Source organism: Sphingomonas melonis DAPP-PG 224, from assembly GCF_000379045.1.
GTDB lineage: Bacteria > Pseudomonadota > Alphaproteobacteria > Sphingomonadales > Sphingomonadaceae > Sphingomonas > Sphingomonas aquatilis.
On the sequence record NZ_KB900605.1, the window covers coordinates 1,490,380 to 1,506,376 of the forward strand.

At 68.1% G+C, this 15,997-nt stretch carries 10 protein-coding genes; 8 read left to right on the top strand and 2 right to left on the bottom strand.

Features of this window, described 5'->3' with window-relative positions; genetic code table 11:
* The first annotated feature begins 199 nt into the window (after positions 1 to 199).
* The 3 genes from SPHME3_RS0107385 to SPHME3_RS0107395 all read left to right on the top strand — a co-directional run bounded on the left by SPHME3_RS0107385 (position 200) and on the right by SPHME3_RS0107395 (position 5,284).
* The gene (locus SPHME3_RS0107385; protein WP_018250656.1) at positions 200 to 2,614 is read left to right on the top strand and encodes a TonB-dependent receptor domain-containing protein; all 2,415 of its coding nucleotides are present in this window, start codon (positions 200 to 202) and stop codon (positions 2,612 to 2,614) included.
* A complete protein-coding gene (locus SPHME3_RS0107390; protein WP_017979808.1) occupies positions 2,614 to 3,930 on the top strand; it encodes an alkaline phosphatase family protein in 1,317 nt (438 codons plus the stop codon). Before SPHME3_RS0107385 ends, SPHME3_RS0107390 begins: the two co-directional genes overlap by 1 nt.
* 148 nt (positions 3,931 to 4,078) lie before the next feature.
* On the top strand, positions 4,079 to 5,284 hold the full coding sequence (locus SPHME3_RS0107395; protein WP_375292662.1) for a DUF1624 domain-containing protein: 1,206 nt from the start codon (positions 4,079 to 4,081) through the stop codon (positions 5,282 to 5,284).
* Positions 5,285 to 5,290: 6 nt separating this feature from the next.
* Here the strand turns inward: SPHME3_RS0107395 and SPHME3_RS0107400 are convergent, their stop codons facing one another.
* Positions 5,291 to 6,145, bottom strand: coding sequence for an alpha/beta hydrolase family protein (locus SPHME3_RS0107400; RefSeq protein WP_017979806.1), 855 nt, complete (start codon positions 6,143 to 6,145; stop codon positions 5,291 to 5,293).
* Between the two features lie 161 nt (positions 6,146 to 6,306).
* Here SPHME3_RS0107400 and SPHME3_RS0107405 point away from each other — a divergent pair, with 161 nt between their 5' ends.
* The 5 genes from SPHME3_RS0107405 to SPHME3_RS0107425 all read left to right on the top strand — a co-directional run bounded on the left by SPHME3_RS0107405 (position 6,307) and on the right by SPHME3_RS0107425 (position 14,374).
* Positions 6,307 to 6,900 (top strand): RNA polymerase sigma factor, encoded by a 594-nt coding sequence (locus SPHME3_RS0107405; protein ID WP_226341845.1) that lies wholly within the window; start codon positions 6,307 to 6,309, stop codon positions 6,898 to 6,900.
* Positions 6,897 to 7,847 carry a FecR family protein gene (locus SPHME3_RS0107410; RefSeq protein WP_017979804.1) on the top strand — a complete coding sequence of 317 codons (951 nt, stop codon included), beginning with the start codon at positions 6,897 to 6,899 and terminating at the stop codon, positions 7,845 to 7,847. The genes SPHME3_RS0107405 and SPHME3_RS0107410 overlap by 4 nt, the downstream gene beginning before the upstream one ends.
* 90 nt (positions 7,848 to 7,937) lie before the next feature.
* Entirely contained in the window at positions 7,938 to 10,811 is a 2,874-nt protein-coding gene (locus SPHME3_RS0107415) for a TonB-dependent receptor domain-containing protein (RefSeq protein WP_017979803.1), read from the top strand.
* Complete coding sequence (locus SPHME3_RS0107420; protein WP_017979802.1) at positions 10,808 to 12,856, top strand: glucosidase family protein; 2,049 nt, start codon at positions 10,808 to 10,810, stop codon at positions 12,854 to 12,856. Before SPHME3_RS0107415 ends, SPHME3_RS0107420 begins: the two co-directional genes overlap by 4 nt.
* Positions 12,857 to 12,895: 39 nt before the next feature.
* Entirely contained in the window at positions 12,896 to 14,374 is a 1,479-nt protein-coding gene (locus tag SPHME3_RS0107425) for a tryptophan halogenase family protein (RefSeq protein WP_017979801.1), read from the top strand.
* Positions 14,375 to 14,534: 160 nt separating this feature from the next.
* Here SPHME3_RS0107425 and SPHME3_RS0107430 read toward each other — a convergent pair whose 3' ends face one another.
* On the bottom strand, positions 14,535 to 15,992 hold the full coding sequence (locus SPHME3_RS0107430; RefSeq protein ID WP_017979800.1) for an amidohydrolase: 1,458 nt from the start codon (positions 15,990 to 15,992) through the stop codon (positions 14,535 to 14,537).
* Positions 15,993 to 15,997: the final 5 nt, after the last annotated feature.

Genomic DNA, 15,997 nt, shown 5'->3' on the forward strand with positions numbered 1-15,997 from the left:
TGCTGCACCGCGACAACAGATCGGTGACATGTCTGCGGCGGTTCGATGACGCCGTGGCGCAAGGCCCGAACAAGGGTGGGGGGTGTCACGAAACTGTCTTTGACGCGTCATGACGGGCATGCCGAATTGTAGCACGGCCGTAACGATCGCCGCCCAATGCCGCCCCGACAGGCCGAATGGGCCAAAGGGGACCTACATCATGATCGCTTGCAAATGGCTTCTGTGTGCCGCGCCGATGGCGCTCGTCGCGGGCAATGCCGCGGCGCAGACCGTGTCGGCGGATGCCGCCGCGACGGCGCAGGTCGAAACGCCCGCCGCCACGGATGCCACCGACGCTCCGTCGGGCGACATCGTCGTGCTCGGCTTCGGCCGGACGCGTCAGGTGCAGACCGTGTCGGCGATCGAGATGGAGCGCCTGACCCCCGGCACGTCGCCGCTGAAGGCGATCGCCAAGCTGCCCGGCGTGAACTTCCAGTCGGCCGATGCCTTCGGGGCCTATGAATGGTCGACACGCATATCGCTGCGCGGCTTCAACCAGAACCAGCTGGGCTTCACGCTCGACGGCGTGCCGCTGGGCGACATGAGCTACGGCAACGTCAACGGCCTGCACATCAGCCGCGCGGTGATTTCGGAAAACCTCGCCAGCACCACCGTGGCGCAGGGCGCGGGTGCGCTCGGCACCGCATCGACCAGCAATCTCGGCGGTACGATCGAATTCGTCAGCCGCAAGCCGTCGGACACGTTCGACCTGGTCGGCTCCGGCACCTATGGCAGCAACAACACGTGGCGCGGCTTCGCGCGGCTCGACACGGGTGATCTCGGCGGCGGGCTGAAGGGCTATATCAGCTACGGTTATCTCACCACCGACAAGTGGAAGGGCTTCGGTTCGCAGCGCCAGCATCAGGTCAATGCGAAGCTGATGAAGGATCTGGGATCGCGTGGCAGCATCACCGCCTTCGTCGATTATTCCGACCGTCGCGAAAACGACTATCAGGACCTTAGCCTCGACATCATCCGTCGCCGCGGGCTGAACAACGACAATATCTCGGACAACTACCCGCTCGCGCTGCAGATCGCGCGCGTCTACCAGAATCAGGCGACGCTGGCGGCCTATCAGGCGGCGAACAATGGATCGTCGGTGGGGTATGTCGCGCCCTGGACCGGCGCGGGCTTCACCCTGCCGAGCGGGTTCGGCACGGCCGACGATGCCTATTACGACGCGGCGGGCCTGCGTCGCGACTGGCTGGCCGGCGTCACGTTCGACGGCAAGCTGACCGACGCGCTGTCGATCGTCTCGACCACTTATTACCATCACAACAAGGGGCAGGGATCGTGGATCACGCCCTATTCGCCGACGCCGGCCGGCGCGCTCGGCGGCAATGGCCAGCCGCTGCCGCTCGCGTCGACCGCGGCCTATAACCTCGCCTCGCCGCTCGGCTTCCGCACCACCGAATATGGCATCGATCGGGGCGGCAACATCACCCGCCTGACGCTGGAGACGGGCGCGAACCGGCTGGAGTTCGGCGGCTGGTACGAAAGCAACAGCTTCACCCAGGCGCGGCGTTTCTATGGGATGAGCAACACGACGCCCGATCGCAACGCCCGCGATTTCCAGTCGAACGCCTATCGTACGCAGTGGAACGGCAAGTACGACACCGAGACGCTGCAATATTTCGTGGCGGATACGCTGACGCTCGGCGACCTGACGCTGAACGGCGGCTGGAAGGGCATGCGCGTCAAGAACCAGGCGAACCTGCTGGTCGGCACGCTGGTCAACGGCAAGATCAAGGCGGAGGACTGGTTCCTGCCGCAGGTCGGCGCGGTCTATCGCCTGGGTGGCGGCGCGGAGCTGTTCGCCAGCTATACCGAAAACATGCGCGCCTTCGTCTCGTCGGCGACGACCGGTCCGTTCGCGACGACGCAGGATGGCTTCAACGGCATCCGCAACACGCTGAAGCCCGAAACGTCGAAGACGGTGGAGGGCGGCGCGCGTGTGCGCAGCGGCGGTTTGCAGCTGTCGGCGGCGGGCTATTTCATCGACTTTTCGAACCGCTTGCTCACCTTCTCGAACGGCGCGGGGATCATCGGCAATCCGCCGACGCTGAACAATGCGGGCAGCGTCCACAGCTATGGCGCCGAAGTGTCGGCCTATTACCGCGTCGTCCAGCCGCTCTCGCTGTTCGCCAGCTATTCGTACAACCACGCGACCTATCAGAACGACGTGCGCAATGCCGCGGGCACCGTTTTGACCGCAACCGCAGGCAAGACGGTGGTGGATACGCCGGAGCATATGGTGAAGGGCGAGATCGTCTATGACGACGGCAGCGTCTTCGCCCGCGCCGGCGCGGACTATATGTCGAAGCGCTACTTCACCTATCTGAACGACCAGTCGGTGCCCGGCCGCGTGCTGGTGGATGCCAGCATCGGCTATCGCTTCGGCGAGGGCACGGGTATGTTCCATGGCTTCGCGATCGAGGGCAGCGTGACCAACCTGACCGACAAGAAGCACATCTCGACGATCGGGTCGAACGGCTTCATCGCGAGCGGGGACAATCAGACGCTGCTCGCGGGCGCGCCGCGCCAGTTCTTCGTCACGCTGCGTCGGGGCTTCTGATGCGGCGGCTCGCGACCCTCATCGCGCTGCTGCTGGCAAGCCCGGCAGCGGCATCGCCGGTGCTGCTGATCTCGCTCGACGGCCTGCGCCCCGGCGATATCAGCGACGCGAAGGTACGGGGCATGACCCTCCCCGTGCTCAGCGGCCTGCGGGCGGAGGGCGCGAGCGCACAAGGGGTGGTGGGCGTGCTGCCGACGCTCACCTACCCCAGCCACACCACGCTGGTGACGGGCGTGTCGCCCGGCCGGCATGGCGTGGTGAACAACCTGACGTTTGATCCCGAACAGAAGAACCAGGGCGGCTGGTATTGGTATACGTCGGACGTGAAGGTGCCGACCCTGTGGCAGGCGGCGCATGCCGCGGGCCTATCGACCGCCAACGTCCACTGGCCGGTGACCGTCGGCGCGACCGGGATCGATGAGAATTTGCCGCAGATCTGGCGGGCCGGCACCGAGGACGATCGCAAGCTGCTGACCGCGCTGGCCACGCCCGGCCTCGTCGCGCGGCTGGAACGCCGCGTCGGTGCCCGCTATCCGCAGGGGATCGACGAGACGGTGGAGGGCGATGCGCAGCGCGTCGCCTTTGCCGAGGCGCTGCTGGCCGACAAGCCGCAATTCACGACGGTGTACCTCGCCGGTATCGATCATACCGAACATCACGACGGCCCGGACTCGGCGGCGGCGAAGGCGGCGATCGAGGCGACCGATGCGCTGGTCGGGCGGCTGGTGCGCGCGGCGCGCGCGGCGATGCCGGACGTGACGGTGGTCGTCGTGTCCGACCATGGCTTCCTGCCGGTGAGCACGGACATCAACCTGTTCAAGCCGTTCATCGATGCGGGGCTCATCACGCTCGATGCCAAGGGGCAGGTGACGGGCTGGCAGGCGATGCCGTGGATTGCGGGCGGCACGGCGGCGATCCGCCTCGCCCGGCCCGACGATGCCGCGCTGATCGCCAAGGTGCGCGGCGTGCTCGCGGCGATGGCCTCGGATCCGGCGTATAAGATCGCCAGCGTCCTCGACCGCAGCGCGATCGCCAAGGCGGGCGGGGATGGCGAGGCGAGCTTCCTCGTCGCGATGCAGCCGGGCACGGAGACGGGGCGCGATCCGGCGGCGCCGATCGCGAAGCCGTCCGTCTATAAGGGCATGCACGGCTACGTCCCCTGGGACCCGGCGATGCGATCGACGCTGATCGTCGCCGGGCCGGGGATCGCCAAAGGCAAGGATCTGGGCGTCGTCGACATGCGCGCGATCGCGCCGTCGATCGCACGGCGGCTGGGCGCGAGCCTGCCGTCGGCGGAGGTGCCCGCGGTCTTCTGACGATCCGGGGCACCGTTCGGCCGCATCCGTCCTGATACAGTGTAACATTCGGCTTGTGCCGGATGCCGCCATCGACCAAAGGGCACCGGCCGTTGCGCCGCATCGTCGTGGTCCTGCGCACCGGGCGAACCCACGGAGACTGGCGACGATGACGGCTGCTTTGCCCGCCACGGTGACGATGGTGGCGGACACGGGGGAGCGGCGCGCCGCTCGTCCCACGACGCGCCTGCGATTGCAGGGGATCGACGCGCTGCGCGGCTTCGTCATGCTGGTGATGCTGCTCGATCACTTACGCGAAACATGGTTTCTACACGTTCCCGTGCCCGATCCGGTCGATGCGCGAGTGATCTTGCCCGCTTTGTATTTGGGTCGGCTGGCGGCGAGCCTGTGCGCGCCGGTGTTCGTCGTGCTGACCGGCCTGTCGGCCTATCTGTTCTACACCCGGCATACGTTGGCGGAGACGCGCGCGTTTCTGGTGAAGCGCGGGCTGGTGCTGATGGCGCTCGACGTCTTCTTTCTATCCGAATTGTATTGGGGCGTCGCGAGTCCGACGATCTGGCTGCAGGTGATGTGGTGTATCGGCGTATGCATGATCGTACTCGCAGCGCTGATCGGTCTGCCGCGCCGGGTGCTGCTGGCGGTGGGTCTGGCAATCGTGTGCGGGCACAATCTGCTCGATCCCATCCATCTGCGTGCCGGCGATCCGCTGTTCCCGTTATGGGCGATGCTGCACCAGCGTGACGTGATCGCGCTGCCGTTCGGACTGGTCGCCAAGACGACCTATCCGGTGCTGCCGTGGATCGGCGTCATCCTGCTCGGCTGGTCGATTGGGCCGTGGTTCGGCGGCGACGTACCCGCGGCCGCCCGTCGCCGGCGGCTGGTCATGACCGGCGGCGCGATGCTGCTGCTGTTCGCGGCGCTGCGGCTGGCCAACGTCTACGGCGATGCGCCCTGGTTCGTCGTCGCGGGCGATGCGATGCGAACGTGGATGAGTGTCTTGGCGCTCACCAAATATCCGCCCTCGCTGCTGTTCCTGCTGCTGACGCTCGGCTGCGGTGCGCTGCTGCTCGCGGCGTTCGACCGGCTGGATGGCACCAGGCTGGTTGCGGCGTTGGCGGTGTTCGGGGCGGCGCCGATGTTCTTCTACCTGCTGCACCTGACCGTCCTGCGCCTGCTCTACCATAGCGCCTTCGCGATCTGGGGGGCGACGCATGGCGCGACGTTCGGCGTGGATGACTACGGCTGGGTGCTGTTGTGGTATGTCGCGTTGATCGTGCCGCTCTACCTGCCGACGGCCTGGTTCGCGCGGTTCAAGGCGCGGCGGCGGGACATCGCCTGGCTGAAATATCTGTAGCGGCCGCTATCGTGCCGCCGGCACCACGCGCTTCAGGAACGCGGAGACGGGCCGTTCCCACACCGACGGATCGGCCTTGGCGAAGGTCTTGTGGCCATCGTCGCCGAAGGACGGCAGGCCGACGAAGGTGACCGGCGGCGTCGAAGCACCGGCATAGGCCGCATACATGCGATGGGCGAGGTCGCGGCGGAAGAAATGGTCGTTAGCGGCGTAGAGCCACACTTGCGGCACGCGATTGCCCGCGCCGAAATGGCCCTCGGCGGCGATTAACCGGTCTTCGCTGCCGCAGATATGCTCCTTGCCGTCGCCGCCGCGCCCGCCGGCAAAGCTGATGACGCCGACGACACCCGGCGGCGGCGCATCGGCGAGCGCGACCGCGCCGAAACCGCCGGCGGACTGGCCGACCACGACGATCCGCGCGGGGTCGGCGCCCGGCAGCGTTGCGGCGGCGGTGACGATGGCACGCTCGACCGCGGCGGTCTTCTCTCCCGCGGCGACGTAATTCTCGTCTTGGCATCGCCCGGCGGCCTCGAGATACGATCCGCTCGACGTGCCGAAACCGGGGCGGAGGGCGGTGACGACCATATAGCCATGGTCGACGAACCACGCGGCGGCGCGGACGAAGCCGAGCTCGACGCCGGGGAACTTGCTCTTGTCGGGCGGCGTGCCGTGGTTGATCACGACCAGCGGGAAGGGTCCCGACCCCGCCGGTCGGTACACGCGCGCGGCAAGCTGATAGCCGGTGCCGTCGATCGTGATGGGCAGCGTGCCGTCGGCCACCGTCGCGCGGGGCGCCGCCATCGCGGGCAAAGCGATGGCGATGCCGCATGTCGTCAGTGCCGCGATCAGGACCTTGCGCATTCGAACTGCCCTCCAGCGTCGTGTGCGGCGCAGGATGCGGCGCGGCGCGGGGGCGAGGCAAGTGAACTCGGTGACAGGTTTCCGACATGTCCGGCGTCAATTGCGACAGGCCATCGACGGAAAGTGCGCGCTGCTGCATCTAGGGGTGTCGGGGAGAAGCCGTGCATTCGGATCAGCTAGTTGCCTGGGTCGGTCGTCACATCCTGCCGCATGAGCGGCGGTTGCGCGTCTGGCTGCGTGCGGCCTTCCCGACGGTGGACGTGGACGATGTGGTGCAGGAAACCTATTGCCGGATCAGCGGGCTGGACCGGTTCGATCATATCGACGATCCGCTGCGCTACGTCTTCCGCACCGCGCGCAACGTGGTGCTGGAGCAGATCCGGCGCGAACGCGTGGTGAGCATCGAGGCGGCGAGCGGGCTGGCCGAGCTGGAATTGGTGCCTGAGCCCGCCGGATCGCCCGAAGAGATCGTCGCCGGCCGTCATGCGCTGGCACGGATCGAGCGACTGATCGATGCGCTGCCCGATCGCGCGCGTACCATCTTCCGCCTGCGCAAGATCGAAGGCATCGGCCAGCGCGATATCGCCGCACGGCTGCGGATATCGGAAACGGTCGTCGAGAATGACGTGGCGCGGGGTCTGCGCCGCATCCTCGAACAGCTGACCGAGGAAGAGAAAGCGGAACTGCCGATCCGTCGCCGCCGACCGGCGGCCGTGCCGCGGGCGCGCGGCCGCGACGGGGAGACGCGGCGATGATCGCGGAAACCGCCAGCCGCTGGGCGGCCGCGCTGGATCGCGGGCTCGATGCGCCGGAGCAGGCCCAGTTGGCCGCCTGGTTGCAGGACGATCCGCGCCACCGCGGCGCGTTACTCCGCGCGCAGGCGGCGCTGAGCCTGCTCGACCGTGGTCGCGCGCTGTCCGGCATCGAGCAGGCGGCGCAGGACGAGGCACCCCTGCCATCGCGCAGGCGGTGGTGGCGCCTGGGCGGTGCGGCGGTTGCGGCGGCGCTGGTCGCCGGTGTCGGCATCGGTCTATGGCCCGATCGGGCGGCGCGGATCGACACGGCGCTCGGCGAGATCCGGCGCATGCCGCTGGCCGACGGATCGGTCGCGGTGGTCAACAGCGGCACGGCGCTGCGCGTCGCCTTCACGCCCGCGCGCCGCAATGTCGAACTGGCGAGCGGCGAGGCGTGGTTCCAGGTCGCGCACAATCCGAAGCGGCCGTTCGTGGTGGCGAGCGGACCCGTGCGCGTGCAGGCGGTCGGCACCGCCTTCGACGTCCGGCGGCAGGGGGATGCGGCGCGGGTCGTGGTGACCAAGGGCGTCGTGCGCATCTGGACCGAGGGAAGCGGCGTCGCACCGATCGATGTCAGCGCCGGCCATGCCGCGACGATCGACGCCAGCGAGCGGATCGCGGTGCGGACGGTATCCGCCCAGACATCGGACCAGCAACTGGCGTGGCGCGACGGGCGCATCGTGCTCGACGACATGACGCTGCGCGACGCCGTCGCGGAGTTCAACCGCTACAATAGCGATCGGCTGGAGGTGGCGCCGGCGCTGGCCGGGCGGCGCGTGGTCGGCTGGTTCCGCACCTACGACATGGAAGGGTTCGCCAACGCCAGCGCGGCGATGGTCGGCGGCCGCGTCGAACGGCACACCCTGTCCGGCGGGGGCGAGGTGACGCGGATCGTCCCCGCAAAATAATTCGTCCACCACTGACGGAAATAGGGCCGCAATACATCCTTGAGGGCACGCGCCATGCGAAGCGCGGACACAGTTTCAGGGAGGGGTTCCATGCGCACCGGTCATATCTTCAGTCTGCCTCTGGTTTCGGTCGCGGCGATCGCCGCAGGGATCGCGACGCCTGCCGTCGCCGCCCAGCCCGCGGTCCGCACGTTCAACGTGCCGCGCCAGCCCGCCGCCACGGGCCTCGTCCGCTTCGCGCAGCAGGCCGGCATCCAGATCCTCGCACCCAGCGACGTCACCCGCGGCCAGACGGTCGAGGCTGTGAAGGGCCAGCTCAGCATCCAGGAAGGCCTGCGTCGCCTGATCGCGACCAGCCGCCTGCGCCTCGTCTCGTTCGACGGCCGTACCGCGGTGATCGCCGCGGGCGCGCAGGGGGCTGTCCCGCGCACCGTCAGCTATGGCGCGCCCCAGGACACGACCGCCGCGCCGACCGGCACGGACCCCACGCAGGTCGCCGACACCGCCGCCGCGGACGACAACCCGCAGAACGACATCATCGTCACCGGCAACACCTCCGACAAGCGGACGCTGTTCAACTCGTCGTCGAACGTGACGCTGGTCAACGCCGCCGACCTGCTGCGCAAGGCGCCGCGCTCCACCGCCGACACGCTCGAACTGGTGCCGGGCGTGTTCGTCGAAGGCACGGCGGGCCCGATCTCGAACAATTATTCGGTGCGCGGCCTGCGTGGCGGCGGCCAGAGCTTCATCACGCTGGAAGAGGACGGCATGCCGATCCTGTACGGCGGCGGCGGTGCCGACTTCTATTTCCAGAACGACATTACGATCGCCCGCATGGAAGCGGTGCAGGGCGGCACGTCGGGCGTGCTGGCGCCGAACGGCGCGGGTGCGACGATCAACTTCATCTCGATGAAGCCCGATCACGACAAGGCGACCGCGATGGTGCGCTACACCGGCACCACCTATGGCGACCTGCGCGCCGACGGCTATTTCTCCGCACCGATCGCAGATGGCTGGGCATTCAACGTCGGCGGCTATGTCACGTCGCAGCGCGGCGTGCGGCGCACGCCGTTCACCTTCAACGCCTATGACGTGAAGGCGATGCTGGAGAAGCAGTTCGCCGGTGGCGGCTTCGTGCGCTTCACCGTCAAGCATGGCGACAAGCACTTCCCCTATTACGCCGACATGCCGTTCCGGGTGGCGACCGACGGCACGATCAGCAGCGTGCCCAGCCTGGACCTGAAGCGCGACGACGTCGGCGGGCGCGGCTTCACCCAGTTCCTCGTGCCCAATGCGCCCGCGACGGGCCAGAGCCTGCGCCGCTTCAGCTCGGCGGATGGCGTCCACGTCAAGTCGACGACCTATCGCATGGATGTCGAGGTGCCGGTTACCCCGAGCCTGCGCCTGTTCGGTCGCGCGCGTTATCTGGACGGATCGTATGACTTCAACGGCATCTTCCCGGGCAGCGGTTCGGGCACGGCGGGCCTGACCTCGGCGGTCAACTACCTCAATCCCGCCGTCTCGCCGCTCGCCGGGCTGACGCCGCTCAATGGCTCGACGCTCACTTATTTCCAGGTGGCGGCGGCGCGCTTCCCCAACACCGCGCAATATGGCCTGCGCAACATCCGTACCGGCCAGGTGATCGCCGCATCGGATACGGCGACGCTGAACGCGCTGAACGGCAACGGCCTGCTCCAGCAGACGGTGCTCAACCACCAGACGCTCGCGACCAAGGACTTCGGTAGCGACTTCGGCGTGAAGTGGGATGCGGGCGGCAGCAATATCGACAACTCGCTGACCGTCGGCGGCATGGTGTACAACGTACGCCGTCGCAACAACCAGTCGGCGGTCGCGACCGTGCTGAACGACGTGCGTAACGATTCCAACGTCTATGATATGGTGGCGCTGAACGCCGGTGGCGGCGTGATCGGATCGCTGACCAACAATGGCATGGTCAATTACGGCAATTGGGGCCAGGGTCTGTTCAACGACGAGGTCACGTCGCTCTCGGCCTATTTCAACGACGAACTGACGATCGGCGACAAGCTGCACATCGACTTTGGTGCGCGCTACGAACACCAGCACGTCCGCGTCGACATCGGCAATACCGCCGGGACCAACGCGCTCGTCCCGGCCGGCACGCCGGGTATCTACGACAATGTCGGCAGCACGTTTAACGGCACCTACACGCGCCAGACGGCGAATTACTCCGACTGGGCCTATACCGCCGGTATCAACTATGAGCTGACCGACCATGTCGCGCTGTACGTGCGCGGCGCCCATGGCTTCCAGACCAATGGCGGCGACACGGGCGGTACGCATGCGCCGACCGGGCTGACGCTGTATGAAGGCGGCGTGCGGTTCAATGCCCGGGGCTTCAACGCCTCGGTCATCGGCTTCCGCACCGAATTCCGGGACCAGAACTATCAGTTCATCAACCCGGCCAACCCGGCACAGGCGAGCAATGCGCTGGCGGACAATTTCACCAATGGCGTACAGGTCAATGCGACGCTGCGTCCGGTGCAATTCTTCAGCGTCGACGTGCAGGGCGTCTATCAGGACCCCAAGCTCAGCAACCTGCGCTTCAACGGCGTCGCGCAGCCGCAATATAACGGCAACACGCCGGAGCGGACGCCCAAGAAGCTGCTGACGGTGACGCCGTCGTTCATCCTGCCGGGCGGGCTGGGCGAGATCTATGGTCGCTGGAAGTATATCGGCAAGATCTTCGCCGACAGCGGCAACGGCATCGCGTTGCCCGACTATAGCGTCTTCTCGGTCGGTGCCAGCATCGACGCGACGCCGCGGCTCAACCTGTCGGTCAGCGTCGACAATCTGACCGACACGAAGGGCTTCACCGAAGGCAACCCGCGGCAGGGCCAGACGCAGACGATCGTCAACGGCTATTTCTACGGTCGTGCGATCGTCGGTCGCAACGCGCTGTTCAGCGCGACGCTGAAGCTGTGAGCGTGAAGGCGGGGTTGCGGCTGTCGCTGGGTCTGGCGATGGCTTTGGTGCTGACCGGGGCGGGCGCCGCGCCTGCTCAGGTCGAGCATTATGCGGTGCGCGAGGGGCTGAACGTCAACAGCTTCACGCGCGCCGGCCCGGTCGCGGCGCATGTCGTGCTGCGATCGGGCAAGCAACCCCGCCTGCTCGTCGCCTTTCCGGCGGGCAATAGCGGCACCGCTCTCTGGTTCGAGCCGCTGGCCAAGGACGCCGAATGGCGGCTGGAGGGCGAACCGCAACCGGTGACGGTGCGCGATGCCAAGGGGCGCCCGCTGCATGGCGTGCGCTTCGTGGCGACGATCGCGGCGGACCGGCTGGTGCCGCGTCAGGCGGTGCTCTCCAGCATCCGCGTGCTGCGCGACTATCAGGCGCTGGGCAAGGCACCCGCCGAGGTGCTGACCGCGGCCCGGATGACCGGTGACACGATCCGCTGGTCGCGCGATCGGCTCGACGGGGCGGCGGGGTACGATCTCGCGATGCGGGTGACCGACGGTGCGATCAAAAATGGCGCCATCCTTGCCGGCAAGGACGGAACGATCCGCTTCGTCGTCACCGCGCTGACCGGCGAGACGCCGCTGACCCCGCGCGGCGGCGCGGACCTGCTCAATACCAAGGCCCAGCCCGATCCGGGTGCGCGCAACGCGCTGACCTTCCTCAGCTATGCCGAAAAGTATCTGGCGGGGTCGTGGCGCTTCGACACCTATTTCGGGCGCGACACGCTGATGTCCGTCCGGCTGCTGATGCCGGCGCTGCAACCCGCGGCGGTGGAAACGGGGCTGGCCTCGGTTCTCGCCCGCCTGTCGCCGCAGGGCGAGGTGGCGCATGAGGAGGATATCGGCGAGTTCGCGATCCTCGATCATCAGAAGGCGGACGGCAGCCTGTCCGACGCGCCGGTCTACAATTACAACATGGTCGACAGCGACTATATGCTCGCCCCGGTCGCGCGGGCGTGGCTGCTCGATGATGCCCGTGGGCGGGCGCGGGCGGTGGCGTTCCTGGCGCAGCGTGTCGGGGCTGAGACGATGGGCGCGCGGATGGTGCGCAACCTGCGCTTCGTGCTGCAGCAGGCGGCTCCCTTCGCCAGCGATCCGGTCGCCGCCAAACTGATCGCGCTGAAGCCCGGCATGGATGCCGGCGAATGGCGCGATAGCAACGATGGGCTGGCCGGGGGGCGCATCCCCTATGACGTCAACGCGGTGCTGGTCCCCGCCGCGCTGGATTCCGCCGCGGCGTTGCAGGCGAGCGGGCTGCTCCGTCCCTATCTCGCGGCCAGCGACGCGCCGGCGTTCGCGGGCGCCCGTGCAGTCGCCGATGTATGGCGCGCCAAGGCCCCGCCGCTGTTCGACGTCAGCCTGCCCGCCGCCGCGGCACGGCAGGCGGTGAGCCGCTACGCTGCCACGATCGGCGTGCCCGCGTCGCCCGCGCTTGCGGCAATCGGCACTGCGCCGGTCCGGTTCCCGGCGATCGCGCTCGACGCGCAGGGACGTCCGATCCCGGTGCAGAACAGCGATCCGGGCTTTGCCCTGTTGTTCGAAACGCCGTCGGCCGACGCGCTGCGCGTGATGGCGGGTGGCTTCATCGATGCGTTCCCGGCGGGGCTGCGCACGGGCGCGGGCATGCTTGTCGCCAATCCCGCCTTTGCCGATGCGGCGATCCAGCGGAAATTCTCGCCCAACGCCTATCACGGCACGGTGGTGTGGAGCTGGCAGCAGGCGCTGGTCGCGGCCGGGCTGGCGCGGCAGCTCGAACGGCGCGATCTGCCGGCCGACGTCCGCGCACAACTGACCCGCGCACAATCCTGCCTTTGGGACGGGATCGATGCGACGAAGAGCGTCCAGAGTTCGGAGCTGTGGTCGTGGCGCTACGCCGATGGCCGCTACAGTGTCGTGCCGTTCGGCGCGGCGGGCGCGGATGTCGACGAATCCAACGCGGCGCAATTGTGGAGCACGGTCTACCTCGCGCTGCGCCGACCGACCGGGACAGCGGTGGCCTGCACGGGGCGATGACGCTCGCCGGCACAATCCCGATCGGATAGGCTCGGCGGTATGAGCGACACACGTATTCGCCGCATCGTGATCCTGGGCGGGGGAACGGCGGGCTGGATGACCGCCGCGGCTTTGTCGCGCGCGCTGGCGGGGCAGGGGGTCGCCATCACGCTGGTCGAATCCGACGCGATCGGGACGATCGGGGTCGGCGAGGCGACGATCCCAACGATCCATTGGTTCAACCAGATCATCGGCCTGGACGAGCGCCAGTTCATGGCCGAAACCAAGGCGACGGTAAAGCTCGGCATCGAGTTCGTCGGCTGGAACGGCGAGGGCAGTCGCTACTTCCACCCCTTCGGCACGTTCGGGCCGCCGGGCGACGGCGCGATGTTCCTCCACCGCCTGATCCGCGCGCGCGCCGATGGCGATACCGCGTCCACCGAAGCCTATTCGTTGACCGCGCAGGCCGCGCGCGCCGGCCGCTTCACGCGACCGGTGCCCGATCGACGCTCGCTGCTGTCGACGCTGGGCTATGCCTATCACTTCGATGCCGGGCTCTATGCGCGCTACCTGCGCGGGCTCGCCGAACGCGCGGGCGTCACGCGGATCGAGGGCATGGTCGCGTCGGTTGAACGGCATGACGACAGCGGACACGTCCGGTCGCTCACGCTGGCGGATGGACAGGTCGTCGCCGGCGACCTCTTCATCGACTGTTCGGGGCTACGCGGCCTGCTGATCGGCGAGACGTTGGGCGTCGGCTATGACGACTGGTCGCACTGGCTGCCCTGCGATCGGGCCTGGGCAGCGCCCAGCGCGGCGGAGGTCGGCCGCACGCCCTTCACCCGTGCGACCGCAGCCGAGGCGGGGTGGCGCTGGCGCATCCCGCTCCAGCACCGGGTCGGCAACGGCTATGTCTTCGCGAGCCGCTTTCAGGACGAAGAGGCGGCGCGCGCGTCGCTGATCGCCGGGATGGACGGGCCGCCGCTCGCCGATCCGCGCCTGATCCGCTTTACGCCCGGCATGCGACGTGAGGCGTGGCGCGCTAATGTCGTCGCGATCGGCCTCTCGAGCGGCTTTTTGGAACCACTGGAATCGACCAGCATCCATTTGATCCAGAGCGGCATTGCCAAGCTGCTGTCGCTGTTTCCCGCGGCCGATTGCTCACCGCTGTTGGCGCGGCAGTTCAACCGCGTGTTCGGGCAGGAAATGCTCGACGTGCGCGACTTCTTGATCCTGCACTATCACGCCACGACGGGCCGTACCGAGCCGATGTGGCAGGAGCGGCAGGCCATGGCGATCCCAGACACGCTCGCCGAGAAGATCGCGCACTTCCGTGCCTCGGGCCGGATCGTGCTGTCGAGCGACGAGCTGTTCCGCGACGCGAGCTGGTTCGCGGTGCTCGACGGGCAGGGGGTGCGGCCGGGCGATCATAATCCATTGATCGAAGCGGTGGGGCGCGACGACAATTTGCGCCAGCTGGCGGCGTTGCGCGCCGACATTGCGAAGGTGACGGCCACGTTGCTACCGCTACCGGCGTGATGCGCCGCTGATGTTGCGCCCCGACCTGCGTCGGAACCGCATCCGCGAGCGGCGAGGCCACCCCGTTCCGTGTTGATGGTCTGGCGAACGCGGCGGGCAACGCCGCGAACGCCAAGCGGCTGGCGGATGCGCTCCCCGACCTGCCGGCCCGATAGGCCGGTCAGTTCGCCGGCGTCGCGGTCTTGCGATAGTCGAGCGGGGGTTTGCGATCGCCGAGCATGGCCTTGTAGGTAAAGCCGGGGCCGCGGCGGCGGTTGAGTTCGGCCTTGGCCTCGGCGAGGGTCTGCGGGCTGCGCATCAGATCGGCGGCGGTGAGCGCGATCGTCTTCGCCGCGACCGTACCGCCCTTCGCGCCGATCGACATGCCCGAGGCGGCGACCGCCTGCCAACTGTGGGCGGGCGTGCCCGGCACCCAGGTCGCCGCGCCGAGGCCGATGGTCGGCACCACCCACGATACGTCGGCGACGTCGGTCGATCCGCCGCCATCGCCATCGGAGATCGGCGCGACGGTGGAGACGCTGTCCAGCGCGCGCTGCGTCGGCAGCGTCGGCTGCAGGCGACCGGCCCAGGCGGTTTCCTCCGCCGTCCAGCGGGGACCGCCGACGGCGTGCAGGTTGGCGTCCATCACCTTGGCCAGCGTCTCGCTCGCCAGCATCGAATAGACGCCGCCGGTCGCCTCGAACTCGGATGTCGTGCCGGTCGCCAGCGCCGCGCCCTCCGCCGCCTTCTGGACGCGCGCCATGACGTCGCGGACGACCTGCGGGTCGGTGTGGCGGACGTAATAATAGCTTTCGGCGAAATCGGGGACGACGTTGGGCGCCTCGCCGCCGTTGGTGATGACATAATGGATGCGCGTTTTCATCGGGATGTGTTCGCGCAGATAATTGACCGCGACGTTCATCACCTCGACGCCGTCGAGCGCGGAGCGGCCCTTGTCGGGCGCGGCGGAGGCGTGCGCCGACACGCCGTGGAAGCGGAACTTGCCCGAGATATTGGCCTGGCTGGCGCCAGTGCTGACACCGTTCGAATCGCTGGGATGCCAATGGAGGACGGCGTCGACATCGTTGAACAGGCCGGCGCGAACCAGATAGACTTTGCCCGATCCGCCTTCTTCTGCCGGCGAACCGTAGACGCGGACTTCGCCATCGATCGCGTTCGCAACCATCCAGTCCTTGACCGCGATCGCCGCGGTGACCGACGCCGCGCCGAAGATGTTGTGGCCGCAGCCGTGGCCGGCGGCCTGGCCGGGAATGGGATCGCGCTTGGTATCGGCACGCTGGGCGAGGCCGGGGAGGGCGTCATATTCGGCGAGGATGCCGATCACTGGCCCCTTGCCGCCGCGTTTGAAGCTGGCGACGAAGGCGGTCGGCATGCCGGCGACGCCCGGCGTGACGGCGAAGCCGGCGCGCTTCAGTTCGGCCTGGAGCAGCGCGCTGCTCTTCGTTTCCTGATAGCCGACCTCCGCCGCATTCCAGATCGCGAGCGCGGTCTTGGCGAGATCGGGCGAGCGAGCGTCGACGTCGGCGAGGATCGCCTGCCGCTCCGGGGCGGCAATCTGCGCGGTGGCCGGGGTCGCGATGAGAAGGGCGATGATAGGAGCGATGGCGGGGCGGTGCATGGCGG